Origin of the sequence: Paenibacillus sp. FSL P4-0113 (assembly GCF_038009305.1) — a bacterium.
Lineage (GTDB): Bacteria > Bacillota > Bacilli > Paenibacillales > Paenibacillaceae > Paenibacillus > Paenibacillus polymyxa_D.
The window spans coordinates 1392278-1412011 of record NZ_JBBPAZ010000001.1; the positions used below are offsets into that span (position 1 = coordinate 1392278).

Genomic DNA, 19734 nt, shown 5'->3' on the forward strand with positions numbered 1-19734 from the left:
AACTCAACCCGTCATCCTGTCAGCATTGTGGTCCGCAGACTACCCGCTAGACCACTTCGAAGAGCAGCGTCAAGCACACTTTCCCGTAATGCCAGAACACCAGTCCTTTCAATCCACTCCCACATTTTTTCCCCATACCGGGCACTATGTCGGTATATTTGCAAGCAAGTTGCAGTCAGCAGAACCGCTTCTGTCGGGTCTTCCTCCAATCCAAGCAGGTGCCCCTGGCGAACCGGATGCTCTGCCTGGCCACCCGCATAGACCTCCCAGCCTGCTGGAGAACGAGATATTCCAATATCGTGGACAAGTACACCTCCGGGATACGCCGATCCAGGACAAATAGCAACTCTAACTAATGCTGGCAATGCGAGACTTCCCCATAAAGTTGCCAACTGCTCTCTTAGCCAGGCTACTTCTACAAATGCCTGATCCATCAGATCCGACTCAACAAAAGACCGATCCTCGGCATTTAGGTTCGTAAAGCGCAGACCCGCAGAGGGCGCCTCTCCTCCGTACTGCGGTGTGACCTGAACCGCAACGCCAGCCCCTAATGGATTTGTCGCAGATCTGTCGCGCAACCCGAGAGATTCCAAGTAATAAAGTACAGCCGGACGACACAATTCACACCCCTGCTGTCTAGTCCAACCGAGACGGGATACTACTTCACCTGGAGTCTGACAGATTGCGTCCACCATAGCTGTTTTAAGCGAATCATGATCGTAATGCGTACATCCACAAACAGGGACAATTTCTTGGGCGGTTGGAGTAACTACAGGTCCGGAATCTGTGGATCGGGACAAACTATTTTTGACCAGTGCAGCCACCAGCGGCCGACATCCCCCACAGGAACCGGACGCTTTGGTCCGGCTCTTCACCTCTTCCACCGTCTTCAGCTTATCCGTGGCAATCGCTCGCAAAATAGCCCCCTTACTCACGCCGTTGCACGCACATACCGTTTCTTCTTCCGGCAGTGCGGCTGCCGCATCCTCTGCTTTGCTCCGGCTGTTATCCCGGGATGTAAGCTCTGTAGCGGACGCCCCGCGCCGTACCATTCCGAGCAACGAGGTACTTTCCGCCGTATCTCCGTACAAAATGGCGCCAGTGACAGCACCGCCGTGCATCATCACTTTTTTATAAACCTCCAGCATCCCGTTATATTCCATAACTGCTGTCTCGTTTCCCTCATCGCGAATGTCTCCTGCGGAAAACACATGGATCCCCGCTACCTTGAGCTGCGCATACGGAATCGTCCCTTCATAGGGAGCCGTTTCACGACCACAAATAACTTTTGCCAGCACTTTGCCCTGCTCATATAGCGGCGCCACCAGTCCGTATGAAATCCCCCGGTGCTCAGCACATTCGCCGACGGCATAAATACCAGGAATACTCGTGCGCATATAATCATCCACGACAATGGCGCGGTTTACAGTCAGACCGCTATCCTGAGCTAATTCGATATTCGGTCGGATACCAACCGCCAGCACAACCAAATCCGTGTCCAGCCTGTTCCCGTCCGCAAACATCAAGCCTTGCGCCCTGTTTCGGCCTATGATGTTGACCGTTTCCTTCGCCAAATGAAACCTCATGCCCTGTTCCTCCAACTTTCGCTGCAGAAGCACAGCTGCCGTCCGGTCAAGCTGACGGTTCATAAGATACTGCGCATTATGAACAACCTCAGTTTCCATCCCTAGATTCAGCAGGCCTTGAGCAGCTTCAAGTCCTAACAGCCCCCCTCCGATAACCGTGGCCCTGCGGTATGTTTTGGCATATCTAGCCATGGTTTCACAATCATTCACATCACGAAAAGCAATTACTCCCTGTTTTCGCACTCCAGGAATGGGCGGAATGAAAGGTAATGAGCCCGTTGCCAATATGAGCATGTCATAAGGTTCTTTCATGCCGGATTCCGTTTCCACCATCCCGGTTGCAACATCAATACGACAGACGCGTTCACCCGCGTACAGCTTTACCCCGTTCTCTTCATACCAGTCCCAGTCATGGGTAACGATATGTTTAAATGAGCTCTCCTCCTGAAGCATTTTGGACAGGAGCACTCGGTTGTACCCGGGACGGGGCTCTGCACCAAATATCGTGATTTGGAACCGCTCTGGCTCCAAATTGAGTATTTCCTCCACACATTTGATGCCTGCCATACCATTGCCGACGACGACCAGTTTTTTCATCATGTTAAACCAGCCCCATTCTCCGAATAAAATAAGACAGAAAAAGCCCTTCTCCATTCAATGGAAAAGGGCACCGTTGCCGTAAAAGTCGGCACATCGTTGTGCCGATATGTATCTAAGATTACTGAATTGTGAATGTCATGTCAACATTCAATACATAAAAACTATATTTTCACCTTTTATTTAATTTTTTCCCGCATTTGTGTTATGTATATTGACATACAATAGATCCTTTTTTATAATTTGAATTAAAATCACTCCAACGTGATCATACCAAGTCGACTCACAATGAAGTGTGTCAACCACGGCAATGAAGCCGCAAACCGTTTCCTAGATACCATGTAGGGGCGATTTGCGGCTTTTCATGTTCAAATTACATTTTGCAGACAAAGAACAACAATTAGAACAGGAGAGATGGAGAATGAACAAAAAAAGTTTCTGGAAAAGCGGACACAAGCCCACCTTATTTGGTTCCTTTCTGTATTTTGATATCAGTTTTATGATATGGGGGATGATCGGACCGTTGGCCGTTGTAATTGCCAATGATTATCCAATGGACCCTGTACAAAAAGCCAATCTTGTCGCTCTACCCATACTCGGTGGTTCCCTGCTGCGGCTCGTGCTCGGATTCATGTCGGATTATATCGGTCCCAAGCTCACAGGACAGATTGGTATGCTTGTCACGATCATCCCGCTTTTGCTCGGCTGGCTGTGGGTTGATTCGCTGGAGCAATTATACGTTGTTGCCCTACTCCTGGGCGTAGCTGGAGCTTCATTTGCAGCTGCGCTGCCGTTAGCCGGTCAATGGTACCCCAAAGAGCATCAAGGCTTGGCTATGGGAATTGCCGGAGCCGGTAATAGCGGTACCGTCCTTGCGACTTTGTTCGCCAACCGCATTGCTCAACATTTTGGCAGTTGGGAAGCCGTTTTCGGATTGGCCATCCTCCCCATCTTAATCGTCTTCATTCTGTTCAGTATTTTTGCCCGCAACAGCCCTCACCGCCCGGCACCAAAAAATCTGTCGCAATATGCTTCGGTGCTCAAACAGAGGGATGCCTGGGTATTCTGTGCCTTTTATTGCGTGACGTTTGGCGGATTCGTTGGCCTTTCTAATTATTTGACTATTTTCTTCAATACCCAGTATGGCCTCTCCGCGGTACATGCCGCCGATTTTGCAACCGTTTGTGTGATTGCCGGAAGCTTTTTTCGTCCTGTAGGTGGTTTTTTATCCGATCGGATTGGTGGTTCACGCATGCTAATGTACTTGTATGCGGGGGCCGGGATTATGCTCGCCGGCATTGCGTTTTTACCGCCACTTACCGTGGTAGTTGTGCTGCTGTTCGTAGGCATGATGTGCCTTGGCGCTGGCAACGGCTCTGTATTCCAGCTCGTGCCGCAGCGCTTCGGCAACGAAATCGGGCTCATGACCGGCATCGTCGGCGCTGCTGGTGGCATAGGCGGGTACTTTCTCCCTCTTATACTGGGTCATCTGTACAAATCAACGGGTTCCTATATGCCGGGCTTCATCTGTCTGAGCCTACTTACGTTCTGTGCCTTTACCCTCGTCATCATAATGCAATTGAAATGGCGTAACAGCTGGATGCGACGCTCTGCTACAGCTACTGATGAAGCCGTCAATCGCATTGGAGAATTAAATGCCTGATATTCATTAAATATAAAGCTGCGAAGCATTGAATTGTTCCTCAAACATCCCTATAGCCCAAAAAATGGCTTAACTTCGTTTATATAAAATGAAGTTAAGCTATTTTTTATGCACACTCAATCGAATCACACCTATAAAAACTATGATAAACATCACATTAGATCAATATTTTCCGAAAATATTATGAAAATTAAATGAAATTTTCATTTAAAAAACATTGAAAATCGCTTTCATTTTCATAATTTCTCTTATGTAAACACTTATATAACCATTTTTCACACAACATACTTGTTCACTTGGTTTAAAATAAGGCGTATACTTGTTCACGAATTGTTCAAGGATGAACTAAATGTAATTTTCTAGAAAGAAGGAATTAAAAATGCGTGCTTTTCATTTTACGGAAGACGGATCTATCGAAACCAAATTAACCGGAAAAGATCTACTTGCCAACCCACTGCTGAATAAAGGAGTGGCTTTTACCTTGGAAGAACGGAAACAACTTGGACTTGACGGTCTCCTTCCTCCTACGATATTAACTATTGAGGAGCAGGTTCAACGGGTTTACGAGCAATTTCAGAGCCAACCGGATAATTTGCGTAAAAATGTTGCGTTAAATGATCTTTTTAATCGCAATACGGTCCTTTATTATCGTTTGCTCTCTGAGCACCTAAGCGAAATGCTCCCGATTGTTTATACACCAACAGTAGGCCAGGCTATACAGGAATACAGTCATGAATATCACAAGCCTGGTGGTATGTATTTATCTATTGATAATCTGGCGGGTATTGGAGAGGCTTTTAAGAATTTGAACCTGGACCCTGATGATATCGACCTGATCGTAGCCACAGATTCCGAGAGTATTTTGGGAATCGGGGACTGGGGAGTCGGAGGTATTAATATCTCTATTGGTAAGCTTGCTGTGTATACAGCTGCTGCTGGTATAGATCCTAGCCGGGTGCTGGCAGTTGTTCTTGATGCAGGTACAAACAACGAGAAGCTATTGGAAGATCCTTTATATATGGGGAATCGTCACAAACGTGTACGTGGAGAACAATATGATCAATTTATTGACACTTATGTTCAGGCTGCACTTTCCTTTTTCCCGAATGCTCTGCTGCACTGGGAAGATTTGGGCAATGTCAATGCACGGAACATTATCAATAAATACGGAAATAGTATTTTGACTTTTAATGACGACATTCAGGGTACTGGAGCGGTTACACTCGCAGGTGTGATGTCCGGTGTTCAATTGTCCGGAATCCCACTGAGCAAGCATCGGGTTCTAGTCTTTGGTCCAGGAGCTGCCGGAATCGGCAATGCAGACCAAATTAGCTCCGCCATGATGCTGGAAGGACTGTCAGAAGCAGAAGCAAGACGTAACTTCTGGGCTTATGATTACCGTGGCCTGCTTACCAACGAAACAGAAGGACTTTTTCCATTTCAGGTTCCTTATGCGCGTGATGCTGCAGAATGCCGTGACTGGGAACATGCTGAAGATGGAAAAATCCCTCTGCTTGAAGTCATTCGCCGCGTGAAACCGACGATTATGATTGGTACTTCCGGTGTTAGTGGGGCATTTAGTGAGGAAATCGTTAAAGAAATGGCCAAACATACAGAACGTCCTATAATTATGCCTATGTCCAACCCGACTCCACTTGCAGAAGCAACTCCGCAAGATTTGATCCACTGGACCGAAGGAAAAGCCCTGATTGCAACAGGAAGTCCTTTTGAGCCGGTGATCTATAACAATATTAAGTTTGAAATTGGGCAATCCAACAATGCTTTCGTGTTCCCGGGTCTTGGTCTTGGCGCAATCGTGGTAAAATCCAAAATCATAACAGATAGCATGTTTGCTGCAGCTGCCCATGCAGTAGCTCAAATGGTGGATTTGTCGCAGCCTGGTGCTTCCCTGCTGCCAAAAATCAATGAATTACGCGAAGTATCTGAAGCGGTAGCCGTGGCTGTGGCCAAGGCAGCAGTTCAGGATGGAGTAGCGCGTCATCAACCGGACGATATCGCACAAGCAGTTCGAGATGCGATGTGGGACTGTAAATATAAACCCATCAAACAATATGGTCAGGAAGCGGTCCTGGTTTAAAAAATAGCGAACAACATCAAATTTATACTTGCATACGCAAAGTGATTATTTAACTGATGTCCGCCATTTTTGGCGGACATCTTCATTGGAGGCGACATCATGGCTACAGGTCATATTTTTATTATCTTAATTCCTATTTTCTTTGTCATTTTAATTGGTTATTTCGCAGGATTGTTTAAAGCTTTTAACCCCGCTTCTTCTAAGGGATTAAATACACTCGTGACGAAGTTTGCTCTACCCGCACATTTGTTTATTGGGATTACGACGACACCAAGAGAGACGTTGATTCAAAAGTGGCCCTTTCTTGTGGCTTTGCTACTTGGTGTAATCGGCTTTTATATTGTATTGCTCATTGTTTATCGCTTAATTGCCAAAAAAGGCCTGACTGAATCCTCTATGTTCGCATTGAATTCAACACAGCCTTCTTTTGCATTCATGGGAATTCCGGTTCTGGGCAGCTTGTTCGGAAGTGCGGCAGTCGCCATCCCGATTGCAATTACCGGGATCGTCGTTAATGCCATTCTTGATCCGCTTGCAAGTATTTTGGGAACGGTCGGCCAGCGCAAAACAACAGAATCCGACGGCACTAAAGGCAACTTATTTAAAGTCACTATGAAATCAGTCCTTCATGGACTCAGCGAGCCACTTGCCTGCGTACCTTTGTTTGGTGTCATATTGACTCTATGTGGATTCCACGCTCCGAAACTTTTACAATCCATGTTTGATCAAATCGGCAATGTTACCGCCGGTACAGCCCTATTTGCCATCGGGGTAACCATTGGTATCAAGAAGATTACGTTCAGTCCAAAAGCACTTAGCATTGCTGTGCTGAAAGCCATCGTAATGCCTATTGTTATGCTCGGTATTGCTGTTCTGATAGGACTATCCCATGAAGATGTAAGCAAAGCCGTACTGCTTGTCGCTTTTCCCGGCTCGGCTGTGGCCGCTATGATTGCTACCCGTTATGAAACACTGGAAACGGAAGCTGCATCTGCATTTGTTATTAGCTCAGTCTTATCGCTCATTTCACTACCCTTGCTCATTTCACTTCTTTTATAAGGGACAGAAAAGTTAAGAACCCTCAATTCAATCCAGGTATTTATTGGTGTAAAGCATACCCGTCTGTTCTTTTTTATCTTATTTTTTAAATATTGTTCAAACAATAAAGTGATTTAGTAAGAATTGAGTTGGAAAAACAACATAAAATCCAGTTTTGCCGACAAGCGGCGGTCCCATCGTTTCATTCACTAGGGGGCCGCCGTTCTTTTTGAATAACCTTCTACTCTCCCTTTTAATAAATACCTAACATTTAGAAAGCAAATTGTCGAAATATATATGGGGTAGGTTGTATATGAAACTAAATTGCTAATTCAAAGGAGAAGAAAACGTGAAAAACTTGAAGTGGAGAACTATGTCCTTTTTTGGTAAAAATCTATTAATCTCTTTTCTTAACATCGTATTAATAGGAGCTATTCTCATCACATCCAGCTATATACTTCAAAAGAACATTCTCACCACGCAGCTGCAAGATCAAGTTAAGGTATTGACTAAAAAATGGGCAGAAGATGTTGATAAAACAAAAGTACAACAAGCATTGAATGAAAAAGATTATAACGGCTCTGCTCAACAAGATCTACGCAAATTTCTCGATTCTATTCACGCCTTTTATCCGAATGTTGCCCAAGCTTACATATTTGGTACAGAGCTAACAGAAGGTAATCAGACCTCCATTATTGGCGTTCCCACAAATTTAGTCCAAGCTTTCCAAGACTTAAAGATGAACATTGGGGACATGTACACTCTTCCTGACGAAAATGCACAAGCCGTAAATAAAATGCTTCAATCTAATGAATCAGCATTAAGCAGCTTTTACACGGACGAATATGGCACATGGACTACCATTGTTTACCCGATTACAGATGCAAGCGGGAAAGTCACAAGTGCGATTTACTTTGACGTAGATGCGAGCTCTGTACCTACCGGCCTTCATAAATTGCTTGTATACGGTGTTTCACTGCTCATTCTGTTTCTTGCCATCTTCTTAACGATTCAATATTTACTGGTAAAGCGCACCCTCTCCCCGATTCGTAGCCTGATGAAGGGCATTGAAGAAGTCAGCGAGGGTAATCTGAATGTAAAAATCAAGACAGGTGAGGACGACCTTGGCATTATCAATCAAAAATTTAATTCTATGATCAAACGCCTTAACGATACAATGGTGAAAGTACAGGATACGACACAAGAAGTTACGGGATCTGCCCAGGAATTGTTAAGTATTAGCGAGAAAAACAGTACGAATACGAACGTCATTAACAGCAATATTCAGGAAATAACCCAGGGGCTTGAAGCTCAGGATCACGCAGCACATGAAAGCTCCAGAGCTATGAATGAAATGTCGACAGTTATCCAAACGATTGCCGAAAGCTCCTCTTCCGTAGCCGATCAAGCTTATTCTATGGAAAAACGCTCCGTTGAAGGCAATCAGGTAGCCCAAAAGCTTTCCTCTCAAATGGACTCCATCTCCACTACAATGGAAAGTACAGCTGATTCCGTTAATGCGCTGCAGAACCGTTCTAACGAAATCAGCAATATCGTCAGCATCATTACAGGCATTGCCAGTCAAACGAATCTGCTTGCACTGAACGCTTCTATTGAAGCTGCCAGAGTCGGTGAAGAAGGCAAAGGTTTTGCAGTCGTAGCAGGAGAAGTGCGTAATTTGGCTGAACAGTCTCAAGAGTCTGCCAAACAAATTGCAGAGCTTATTGAAGAAATCCAAAAAGAAATTGAACAGACTGTAAAAGGCATCAGCCTTGGTACAAAAGAAGTTCAGATTGGGCTAGAAGTTACGAAGCAAACAGGCGAAATGTTCTCTGAAATTTTAGATGCGTCTAATAAAGTGTCGTCACAAATTCAAGAGGTATCCAGCGCAACGGAGCAGATTTCAGCCAGCACGCAGGAAATGTCAGCTACCTCTGACGAGCTGTCTTCCACAGTTAGCAGAACAGTCGACAGCAGCAAACAAATTCAGCATACTATTGGAGAACAGGCTGAGTCTATGGCTTCTATTGTCCAAGCTTCTGACAAGCTTACATTGATGTCTGGCGAGCTGGAAGAGCTTATTTCTTTCTTCAAGGTAAACCGAGAAGCCTAATTTTATAACTTCTAAATAGCCATAGATAACAGTAAAGAACCTCTAATCTGCATATAATGCGCATCAGAGGTTCTTTGATATACTCTTACGTACTTCTTAATTTATAAATCCTTCCAAAGCTGAAGTTGGCTTACCGTCAGCCTGCCAAGCACCTTTGTTATAACCCTGATTGTAACCTGGAGTTGCAGCAGGCTCCCAATAAAATACCCCTGTACCTTTACCGCCTCCGATGTTCCGAACCTTCGTTTTGATTGCAAATATAAATGACTTGGAAGCCGCAGGTTCATTATATTCCATCCCGATTTCACTGATGACAATACCTTTGCCGTATTTTGCAATGAGGTTATTGGCATTGGTAATCGTCTGATCCACCTTGCCCTGCCAGTCCGAAGGAGACGGATACAGAGACAGCCCGATGAGATCAAACTGAGCTCCATTATCAATCAGCCCGCCGATATTCCAGTTCAACACGGAATCATTATCTCCATTGGCTAAATGTACGATCGTTTTAGTACTACTGCTTACCGATTTTACAGCATTATTACCTGTATTGACGAGCCAGGCATAGTTTTTCATGTTCACCGAAGCTTTGCCATCTTCCCAGAGCATTCCATTGTTCGTCTCATTACCGATCTGCACCCAGTCCGGTGTTACCCCCTTGCTTTTCATCGTGTCCATAACATAGACCGTATGGGACCAGACTGCATCCATAAGTTGTGTAAATGTGAAATTGCGCCACGCATAAGGTTTGTTCTGTTGCCCTGGATCTGCCCAAGAATCACTATAATGTAGAGTCAGCATAACGCTCATACCTAACTTTTTAGCTCGTTGCGCCAGTTCTGCTGCCTTTTCGGCATTCATGTATCCGCTTGCATAATCTTTCATGTCAGGGTTTACCCACACACGGATACGCACCGAGTTGATCTGATAGTCATCTCGCAAAATTTGCAGTATATCTCGACGAACACCCTTCTTATCCTTCCAACTCATACCTTGCGCTTCCATTCCTGCTACCCAGCTTATATCTGCTCCTTTGGCGAAAGCAGGGGCGGCCGAAGCCGCACCCAACCCTACAGAACCGAACGGATACAATAAGCTGGATAACAAGATCAACATCGCAAATACCATCGTGCGGTTACCTGTTTTCATAAGTCATCTCCCATCCGAATTGTATACTTCTCATTGCGCTCTGTCTTTAAAACCTTAACAGCGTAGGCATCCAATTGAATGCTACCATCTTCTATCACATGATTTTCAAGCATATCCGCATAAGTTCGCCCATCCAACATAATCTTTTGCGGCTCATGCGTGAAATTCAATATGAAAATATAATCATGAACTCCATCGGTACGAATCGCCGTATTCACTCCATGAGGCAACTTCACATTGAGCGCTTTACTGATTCCTGCATCATCAATTAAACTTCTGTAAAAATGACTGTGGAATAGTCCGATGTTGCGTGATGCGATGTAATAAGCCTTTCCTTGTCCCAAACGGTTCACCGTCAAAGCTGGGCGTCCTGCATAAAAGTCTGAACCGTACACAGCCAGTACCTCTGCACCCTCTGTATGAATGAGATCACACAATTCTACAGCTTCATACTCCCCTTGCAGATCCAGCTCATTGCCTTCAACCGGCAAAATGTGATTACGGTCATGATCATGCAATCCGTCAATCTCTTCCGACCAGATCCCCAGCGTCTTACGAAGCGGGCCCGGAAAGCCTCCAAGGAAGCACAAATCATGTTCATCTACGATACCAGACCAATAGGTTGCTACGAAAATACCACCGTTTTCAACAAACTTCTGTATACGCTCCCCCACACCGCTGCGGACCATATATAACATCGGAGCTACCAAAAGTTTGTATTTGGAGAAATCTGCATCCATATGAATGACATCTACAGGCACACCCTGCTCCCACAGCGCCAAATAATGCGCTTCAGCTGTCTCTTCATATTTCACACCTTTGTTCCGCGGTCCCTGTGAATCGTTGATTCCCCAACGGTTCTCCCAGTCAAAAATGACTGCGGCCTCCGCCGGTACAGATGTACCGATAACCTCCTCCAATTTTTCCAGCGTATTACCGACATGGGTCACATCCCCGAATACCCGAGTGTGCTCATGTCCGACATGATCGACAACCGCACCATGCAGCTTTTCACTCGAACCGCGGCTTTTCCGCCACTGAAAATATTGAACGGTGTCTGACCCGTGTGCCACAGCCTGTAAAGACGAGAGCAGATGCATTCCCGGCCGCTTCAGCTTGCTAACGTCTTGCCAGTTCGTCAAACTTGGTGTACTCTCCATGAGCATCCAAGGCTTACCTCCCTTGATTGAACGAATAATATCATGCATCATGGCCACTTTAGCAGCCTGACGGCTATCATCTCCCTCACGATCATGCCATGTTGGGTAACTATCCCAGGATATAACATCGAGCAGATCAGCAAACTTCCAGTAATTCAATCCTTCAAAAAACTCCATTAAATTGGTTGTGACTGGAATTGCTGGATTTGCGGCCTTGAGCGGCACAATCTCATGTTTGATAAAATCTGCAGTCTGATCGGTCACAAACCGTCTCCAGTCCAAATTCATGGCATGGACCTGTGTTTCACCGTGAGGTGCCGGAGACTCAACTTGGCTCCAATCTGTAATCGTATGACTCCAAAAGGTCGTCCACCATGCGTGATTAAGCTTATCCAACGCACCGTATTTATCCTCAACCCAAGCGCGAAATGCTTCCTGACAATAATCACAGTGGCAATCTCCACCAAATTCATTGGAAATATGCCAGCCAATAACAGCCGGATGGTTAGCATAACGCTCGGCTAGCTTCGTATTCATGATACGTACTTTTTCCCGGTAAACAGGTGATGTAGCACAGTGATTATGACGAAACCCATGTAGATTACGGACGCGGTTAGCCTCCACACGCAGCACCTCAGGGTATTTTTGTGACATCCAGGCTGGTCTTGCTCCACTAGGAGTAGCCAAAAATGCATAGATTCCGTTCTCAGCAAACGAATCCAGAATACGATCCAGCCACTCAAACGTAAATACACCTTCCTCAGGCTCCAATGATACCCATGAGAAAATGCCAACAGACATCACGTTACATTTGGCTAGTTTCATTAGACGGATATCCTCCGCTAACACCTCAGGGTAATGCTGCCATTGCTCCGGGTTATAGTCCGCTCCATGCAGCATACGTGGAATTCGCTCACTAATCGGGGGGTACTTAGTTATGTTTTGATACGTCACTGTAAATCATCTCCTTATTATTTCTATTACTCTTTGACGGAACCTAGCGTCATACCTTTAACAAAATACTTTTGTAAAAATGGATATACAATGAGAATAGGCGCTGCACCAATGAAAATTTGCGCTGCATTAACCGTCGTTTGAGAAAGTAATTCCATCTCCTTTGGACTCATGCTCATGGAACTCATGTCCTTCTGAATAATTACAGTTTGCAGGAACGTCGCGAGCGGATAGTCCTTTGCATTGCTCAAATAGAGTAGACCGTCAAACCAGGAGTTCCAATGAAATACCATACTAAACAGCGCAATCGTCGCAATGGAAGGCATGGATATCGGTAAAAAGATACTAAACAATGTCCGAAAATGTCCTGCTCCGTCGATCAATGCGGCCTCTTCCATCTCTTTGGGAATTCCTCTAAAAAAGTTCAACATAAGGATGACCAGAAATGTGTTGACCGCTCCTGGCAAAACAAGTACCCAGAAGCTATCCATTAAATGAATCTTTTGAATAACCATATAGAATGGAACCAGACCACCGTTAAAAATCATGCTGAACACGAACAACCATGAATATACGTTTCGGCTACGGAACACAGATGTTTCCTTTGAAAGTGGATAAGCAGCTAAAAAGGTAATCAGCAGTGTCAAGCCGGTTCCCAATACAGTCCGACAGACAGAAATCCAGATGGAGTGCAGAAAAATCGGGTTATTCATTGTCTTCTTATAGGCTTCTAATGAAAACTGCACTGGCCACAGTCCAACCAGATTGGCATCTGCTGCTGATTTAGCACTAAACGATACCGCCAACACATGAATCAGTGGAACGATACACATGATAGACAACATCACTAGTAAGCAAATATTAAACACATTGAAGATGCGGTATGGCGTTGTTTTATGATACATGACTCTCCCTCTTTCAGCCTCGTGGAATCAGAATATGCGGTAACCTGCCCATTTGTAAGCAAGTCGATAAGATATCAGAATGAGAATCATACTGATAACGGATTTGAACAAGCCGATAGCGGTGGCAAAGCCCATTTCCCCATTGATTAACGCTGTCCGGTAGACGAATGTATCAATAATATCGCCTTTTTGGTAAACCAGTGGATTATAAAGGTTAAAAATCTGGTCAAAACCGGCATTCAGTACATTGCCAAGTGCAAGCGTTCCAACAACGACTACCATCGGAATTAACGAAGGTACAGTGATGTGTAGCGTCTGTCTCCAGCGGCTCGCTCCATCCATTTCAGAAGCCTCATACAACGAAGGATTAATACCCGCCAGTGCAGCGAGAAATACGATGGTGTTGTAGCCGAACTCCTTCCATATATCCGATACAATGACAGTAAACCGAAACCAGTTATTATCTCCCAGAAAAAAGATAGGCTGGATCCCGAAACTACCGAGAATACGGTTCATAAATCCATCTGTAGCCAACAGGTCAATCAGAATTCCGCCCAAGATGACCCACGACAGAAAGTGTGGTAGATAAACCAATGTCTGAATGGATCGCTGAAGTCCGACCTTGCGAATTTCATTCAGCAGTATAGCAAAAACAAACGGAACCACCAGATTGAAAAACATCTTTAACACAGCAATAATTAGTGTATTCCAGACAACTTGAAGACTGTCCTCCCGTTGAAACAAAAAGCGGAAGTTATCCAGTCCAACCCACTCGGAACCCGTTATGCCTAGCCAAGGCTTGTAATTTTGAAAGGCCATCACGATGCCGCCCATCGGAATGTAGCTGAATACAATTAAGAAAATGATGGCAGGCAGCAGCATGATATGAAATGGCCACGTACGTTGTAGACTCCTCATTGCAGTTCCTCCTGTAACTCTCATGGTATACTTCAATTATAAAAGCGTTTTCGCTGTCCCAACAGTTCAAAAAACCAACATACATGGCACAAAAGCAATCATTTTTTTAGCTCGCCAAACGAATAAAACTTTTTTTCAAATACACCATGATAGCGCATTCATTTCCACTCGATACGGGTGAAACTGTAGTAAAAAGGCTGCCCACCTCGGGACAGCCTTCCTACTCTGTTACAACATCATTGGTTTTTACTTTTCGACGCTTTTATACCATTCGTTTACTTCATTTGTAATTTGTTCGCCACCCGCTGTTTTCCACGTCTGCACAAAGGTATCAAAAGCAGAGATCGGCTGCTTGCCATAAATAATTTCATTGAAGGTCTGACTTTCAATTTTATCCAGATAGTCCTTTTTAGCCTTCATGGTTGGCGTAGTTGGACCTGTGAACTGATCTTTCATGGAGATATCCTTCTGTTCCATAAGCACTTTGGCAGCTGCAGGAGTACCTTTCCCGTAGTTCACCATTACATCTTTCTCCAGACGGGTCTTCGGTTCTGCGCCGTTAGCCAAACTTAGCAAAGCCTTCATTTGGGCATCAGGTATACGCGCACCATCACGAACCAGCAAATAACGAATAGAGTTTACATAACCGCCTGGTATTTTATCGATAGACATTAGCTTTCCGTCCGCATCCAAATCATAATCGTAGCCCTTAAACAGCCCATTCGACAAATCGCTATCCGGTTTGGCATTAGCATAATGGTCAAACAAATAGTTTTGATAAGTGAAAAAAGCTTCAGGATGCTGCATTTGTTTGTTGATTAGTACAACACCATTGGTGTATTGCGTACCGTGACGCATGGCTTTGTTGTCAGGACCTGCTGGAATCTTAATCGGCTTCCATATGGCACCCGGCGCATTTTTGACTGTATCCTGAAGCGGCCAGCCGCTCATCCAATATGGCCCAGGAATCATGCCGGCTGTTCCTGCGACTGTAGGTTCTGCCGTTTTATTTTCATCCCACAATGCTGCTTCCTGAGGGATATATCCCTTTTTGAGCCACTCGCTCAGCTTTTGCAAACCCGGCTTCATGCCAGGCTGCACGGAGCCATATTCCAAACTGCCATTCGTGCCTTTGTTCCACTGCTGAGGTAGTGTGCCATATGCCCCGAAAATCCAGGACGGGTCACCCATCCAAGTGTTCATGGATGTTTTAAAACCGATACTGAGCGGAACCACTTTGTTCGGAGCCAGTCCGTCCGGATTTTTATTTTTAAAGGCATCCATCACTTTTTCCAGATCATCCATCGTCTCAGGAGCCTTCATACCCAGCTTATCCAACCAATCTTGTCGTACCCACAATACATAATCATGGTTATAGGCGAAATCAAGCACAGGAATACCCATTTTCTTACCATCTCGGCTATACTGATTCCATACATTCGTATCCTGATTCATCGCCTGCTTCCATGAATCCGAAGCGTACTTGTCAAACAACGGACCAGCCTCTGCAAACATACCGGAATCGATCATGTCCTGTGCCAGTTGCTCATTTTCCGTCCCCAGTACAACGACGTCCGGCATCTCCTGACCGGAGGACATAGCCAAACGCAGCTTCGTAGCAAATGCGCCATTCGTATCCGTGACGGACCAGAGTGATTTGATATTAATACCGAATTTCTCTTTAGCCCATTTGGTCGCAATGTTATTTTCGATAGATTCACCATTTTTAAATTTTAAGGCGGGATCTACACCCCATACCGTGGAAATTGTGACTTCTGGATTGTATTTTTCTTTGTATACGTTTTCAGTTTTAGCTGTGCCGTCCGCATTCCCATCATTTCCCGCACCTGAGCAGCCCACAAGGCCAACTCCTAATACCATAGTTGCGGCGAGCAACGACAACAGCTTTTTCTTCGAATGAACTCGCATATTGTTCCCCCTCTAGAAATCATTTTCTACTCTTTTATTATAGAAGGGCTTTTCTTCACAGCCTATGTCACAAAATAAATATTTCTGCACCTTTCCCAACTGATCTTTACTGATTTCGTCTTTACTGGTCATCTCTACTGATCTCGAAATTCGTGCGGAGTCATTCCGTAATGCTTTTTGAACATTTTACTGAAATATTGGGGATTCTGGTAGCCTAGTTCCGTCGTAATTTCGTATATTTTTTTGTTGGAATATTTGAGCAAATAAAGTGCCCGCTCCATTCTCATTCGGATAATATAGTCACCCAGACCTTCTCCGGTTTCAGCTTTATAAATTTTAGACAGATAGACTGGATGAAGATAAACCTGATCGGCAATCGTTTTAACAGACAGCTCCTGACCTTTATCCTGGGAGATGAGCTCCTGAACCTGCTTGACCACATAGCTTTTAGCGCTTTGCTCGCTTGCAGACCATTCAGATTTAAGTTTGTTCATCATGGAAAATATCCACTCTTTGAGGTGAGGAAACGAATGAACCATTTTCTGCGCATGTAACGGATCGAAGCCTACTTGATCCATCTGTGTAATGAAACGTCCTTGTTTGTGCGCTGTATACATAAAGGCGCTCGTCACCGAAATAAACAGCTCATATAAATGCTCGCGTGTATATCCCACCTCTTCCATTTTTCCAAATACACGGCTCACTTTTGCTTCGGCCTCGTCCCATTGCCTGGATTCAAGCAGATGAGTAAGCGTAGGGTGCATATAAAGCCCCTCCAGTGACTTAACTGAGCTGTGTGGCTGTTCTGTCTGTTCTTCTATGAATAGCAGTGTATCCGTCTCCTCCTGATGGTTCCAGTATAAGGATCTAATCGCTGTCTGATATAGCTTAGGCAGTTCCTCTGGAAACTTAAACCATCCGGTTAATGCAACGTAAATTTCCCCTTTCAAGTAATTGCTCACATTTTTTCGAAAGGTCTCAATCGCCGCACTCAAACAACGATTCTGCTCATCCACACTCCGTTCAGGAAATGAATCCCAATTCTCTTCTATTAATACAATTAAGCAGTCATGCGGCGCTTTGCAATGCCAAACGTGAAAATCAGGTGCGAACACTTCTTCGGCAATATTTCCAATCGCATACTCAATTAAGGAGACTGAATGATAGTCCATATCAGAAAAATGCTTTCCTAGCTGAATAAGCAGCATACTGGCAGGATGTCCCGTGCGTAGCTTGATTTCGTACTCGGACATTTTGCTCTCTATTTTTGGTACTGGTAAATCACGCCCGAGTAGCAAATCATGCATCAAATGGGTCCGCAGTACACCAAAATCGTTTCTGCGGCTATATTGTAATTGATGAACCTTGTCAAATGCTTCCCATTCTTCCTTTAGCGAATCCATGGCGGCTGACACACATTTGATAAACTCTTCATCATCCACCGGCTTTAAAATGTAATCAAAAGCCTTAAGCTGAAGCGCTTTTTTAGCATATTCAAAATCGGCATAGCCTGTCAGTAACAAACTTCGGATATGCGGCCATCGCCCGTTTACTTCAACAATCAACTCCAGTCCCGTCATACCAGGCATACGAATATCTGTTACCAGAATATCAATATCGTACGCTTCCAGCACATCCACTGCTGCTAATGCGGAAACCGCTTGATGAACCCTCTCGATGCCTAGCGTCTCCCACGGAATGGTAGCTGCCAGACTTTCTGTTACATAACTCTCATCATCTACTAGTAATATCTGAACCATCTGGTCCCTCCGTTTTAACTATATTCGAATCTGGCGAAGGCTCAATTAAACCATTCGCATGCTCTCCTTCTGTTGAGATCGACCATTTTAATACTGCACGCAATCCTCCCAATGGAGACAAAGAGAACTCCAGTCCGGCATCTTCCCCAAAATGTAATCGCATGCGGTGATGCACATTCCACAAACCGTATCCATGATCCTCTTCCACAGGCTTGTCAAGCGTTGATGTCAGGGCAGCTATAGCCTCTCTACTCAAACCGAGTCCGTTATCATCCACAATCAGGTACATATACGAGCCAACACGCTCAGTCAAAATATGAATTAGACCCTCCTCCGCTTGAGGCTCTATTCCGTGCAGCACCGCATTTTCCACCAGTGGCTGCACTATAAGCGGCGGAATCGGCAGACTGCTGGCCTGCGAAGAAACATGAACTAAGAACGTTAGCCTTGGCATACGCATCTGCTGTATCCTCAGATAATATTGAACAAACTCGACTTCCTCTGATAATGGAACTAAATCCCGCTCCTGTCTTGTTGTATATCGATAATACCTGGATAAATTATGAGCCATGGCCACGACCGCCTCATGATTGCGCAGCTTCGCCATACTTGTGATAAACGAAAAACAATTATAAAAAAAATGTGGATTGATTTGTGACTGGAGCTGCTTTAGTCGCGCTTCCTTGACATGTAGCTGCTCAACATACACCTTCTCAAACAGCTCCTGAATCTGTTCGACCATCTGATTGAATTGACTAGACAGGAAAGCAAACTCGTGACTCCCCCTTAGACTTAATCGAACAGCATAGTCTCCGTCCTTTAGTCTCCGAAATGCCCGCACAAGCTGAAGAATCGGCACTTGTACCTGTGAATGAAGCAAGTAAGCGCCAATCAGGCCTACCAGCAGCGAGCCAACAACCGTTATATAAAACAGTCGATTCGATGAGTAAATCGGAGACATCATATCAGACAAAGGCATGTAATCAATCAAATACCAACCCGTCGTTTGCGAAAGAACGGCATGAACCAGGTAGCTTTCTTCTCCAATTTTCACAGTCAGATTGTCAACTTCATGGAGTCCCATTTTTTCCAATTTTGAAATCAGCTGTCCAGACAGCTCTTCATTGGCAGTACGATTATAGATCGCTCCTACGCCTTTTTTATAATAAAAAGGCTCCTTGCGTCCATCACCTTTGAAGCGGTCAAGCATATCCTGAATATTACTGCTGTCAAATTCAACCTTAATAATCGTGTTAGCAGTTTCTGGATTACCAAGTGAAGAAAACGGGGATAATGTATACAATGAAAATATAAATTGGTCTTTCCCGTATGATCTTTTTTTGGATACCTGCCAGCCGTCTTTTATCAGCTGATTTAGTTTTTTCTGGTCATATAAACCTGCTCCATTTTCCGATACAACCCGTCCAAGCGAAGGAGAATAGATACTCAGTCCGGTTCTCCAATTAGAAGAGCTTTCCTGAAGCCCAAGCTTGGTTTGAATCCGTTTGACAAGGTTAATTCCATCCAGATTGAGAACTTTGTCCTTCAAAAAAATCGCTTGAAAACTGGCTACATCAGGATCATGAATCAGCAGATGCGGCCAGGAGGAAATCATTTCAATATTCGTATTCACCTGGTTTTGAAAAAAAGTCAGCTGATTATAATTAGATTGATTCAGCTCCTCACGTAGTACACCTGTCGTTGTCTGATTAGAATAGACATACAGGATCAGCAGAGGTATAAGCAATACGATAACGATGGAGACGATTTTAGTATAAAAATTAAATTTAAACATGAGTTCTACACATCCTCTGCACAAGAAACAGGCATACTTAATTGGTATGCCTGAGCCCTGACCTTTGTT

12 protein-coding genes are annotated in these 19734 nt (G+C 44.6%); 4 read left to right on the forward strand and 8 right to left on the reverse strand.

Annotated features, from left to right (window positions below):
• Positions 1–11: 11 nt before the first annotated feature.
• Entirely contained in the window at positions 12–2186 is a 2175-nt protein-coding gene (gene nirB / locus MKX46_RS05670) for a nitrite reductase large subunit NirB (RefSeq protein WP_341070980.1), read from the reverse strand.
• 418 nt (positions 2187–2604) lie between these two features.
• Here nirB and MKX46_RS05675 point away from each other — a divergent pair, with 418 nt between their 5' ends.
• From MKX46_RS05675 to MKX46_RS05690, 4 genes are all read left to right on the forward strand, one after another.
• Positions 2605–3846, forward strand: a complete 1242-nt coding sequence (locus tag MKX46_RS05675) for a nitrate/nitrite transporter (RefSeq protein WP_340887096.1) — start codon at positions 2605–2607, stop codon at positions 3844–3846.
• Positions 3847–4225: 379 nt separating this feature from the next.
• On the forward strand, positions 4226–5944 hold the full coding sequence (locus MKX46_RS05680) for an NAD-dependent malic enzyme (protein WP_341070981.1): 1719 nt from the start codon (positions 4226–4228) through the stop codon (positions 5942–5944).
• Between the two features lie 99 nt (positions 5945–6043).
• The gene (locus MKX46_RS05685; RefSeq protein ID WP_029517676.1) at positions 6044–7003 is read left to right on the forward strand and encodes an AEC family transporter; all 960 of its coding nucleotides are present in this window, start codon (positions 6044–6046) and stop codon (positions 7001–7003) included.
• 328 nt (positions 7004–7331) lie between these two features.
• On the forward strand, positions 7332–9095 hold the full coding sequence (locus tag MKX46_RS05690; protein WP_341070982.1) for a methyl-accepting chemotaxis protein: 1764 nt from the start codon (positions 7332–7334) through the stop codon (positions 9093–9095).
• A 96-nt stretch (positions 9096–9191) separates the two neighbouring features.
• Here the strand turns inward: MKX46_RS05690 and MKX46_RS05695 are convergent, their stop codons facing one another.
• The 7 genes from MKX46_RS05695 to MKX46_RS05725 all read right to left on the reverse strand — a co-directional run bounded on the left by MKX46_RS05695 (position 9192) and on the right by MKX46_RS05725 (position 19665).
• Positions 9192–10244: a glycoside hydrolase family 53 protein gene (locus MKX46_RS05695; protein WP_341070983.1), complete on the reverse strand. Its 1053-nt coding sequence runs from the start codon at positions 10242–10244 to the stop codon at positions 9192–9194.
• Entirely contained in the window at positions 10241–12358 is a 2118-nt protein-coding gene (locus MKX46_RS05700) for a beta-galactosidase (protein ID WP_341070984.1), read from the reverse strand. Before MKX46_RS05700 ends, MKX46_RS05695 begins: the two co-directional genes overlap by 4 nt.
• Positions 12359–12384: 26 nt before the next feature.
• Positions 12385–13263 carry a carbohydrate ABC transporter permease gene (locus MKX46_RS05705; RefSeq protein WP_029517680.1) on the reverse strand — a complete coding sequence of 293 codons (879 nt, stop codon included), beginning with the start codon at positions 13261–13263 and terminating at the stop codon, positions 12385–12387.
• A gap of 27 nt (positions 13264–13290) precedes the next feature.
• Positions 13291–14181: an ABC transporter permease gene (locus MKX46_RS05710; protein ID WP_029517681.1), complete on the reverse strand. Its 891-nt coding sequence runs from the start codon at positions 14179–14181 to the stop codon at positions 13291–13293.
• 246 nt (positions 14182–14427) lie between these two features.
• Positions 14428–16110, reverse strand: coding sequence for a sugar ABC transporter (locus MKX46_RS05715; protein ID WP_341070985.1), 1683 nt, complete (start codon positions 16108–16110; stop codon positions 14428–14430).
• Positions 16111–16244: 134 nt separating this feature from the next.
• Complete coding sequence (locus MKX46_RS05720) at positions 16245–17870, reverse strand: response regulator transcription factor (protein ID WP_341070986.1); 1626 nt, start codon at positions 17868–17870, stop codon at positions 16245–16247.
• Complete coding sequence (locus MKX46_RS05725; protein ID WP_029517684.1) at positions 17845–19665, reverse strand: sensor histidine kinase; 1821 nt, start codon at positions 19663–19665, stop codon at positions 17845–17847. The genes MKX46_RS05720 and MKX46_RS05725 overlap by 26 nt, the downstream gene beginning before the upstream one ends.
• Positions 19666–19734: the final 69 nt, after the last annotated feature.

Bases quoted from the DNA above. Each gene is read 5' to 3' on its own strand.
- MKX46_RS05695 (WP_341070983.1), bottom strand. From the start codon at position 10,244: ATGAAAACAGGTAACCGCACGATGGTATTTGCGATGTTGATCTTGTTA.
- MKX46_RS05675 (WP_340887096.1), top strand. From the start codon at position 2,605: ATGAACAAAAAAAGTTTCTGGAAAAGCGGACACAAGCCCACCTTATTT.
- MKX46_RS05705 (WP_029517680.1), bottom strand. From the start codon at position 13,263: ATGTATCATAAAACAACGCCATACCGCATCTTCAATGTGTTTAATATT.
- MKX46_RS05680 (WP_341070981.1), top strand. From the start codon at position 4,226: ATGCGTGCTTTTCATTTTACGGAAGACGGATCTATCGAAACCAAATTA.
- MKX46_RS05685 (WP_029517676.1), top strand. From the start codon at position 6,044: ATGGCTACAGGTCATATTTTTATTATCTTAATTCCTATTTTCTTTGTC.
- MKX46_RS05725 (WP_029517684.1), bottom strand. From the start codon at position 19,665: ATGTTTAAATTTAATTTTTATACTAAAATCGTCTCCATCGTTATCGTA.
- nirB (WP_341070980.1), bottom strand. From the start codon at position 2,186: ATGATGAAAAAACTGGTCGTCGTCGGCAATGGTATGGCAGGCATCAAA.
- MKX46_RS05710 (WP_029517681.1), bottom strand. From the start codon at position 14,181: ATGAGGAGTCTACAACGTACGTGGCCATTTCATATCATGCTGCTGCCT.
- MKX46_RS05720 (WP_341070986.1), bottom strand. From the start codon at position 17,870: ATGGTTCAGATATTACTAGTAGATGATGAGAGTTATGTAACAGAAAGT.
- MKX46_RS05715 (WP_341070985.1), bottom strand. From the start codon at position 16,110: ATGCGAGTTCATTCGAAGAAAAAGCTGTTGTCGTTGCTCGCCGCAACT.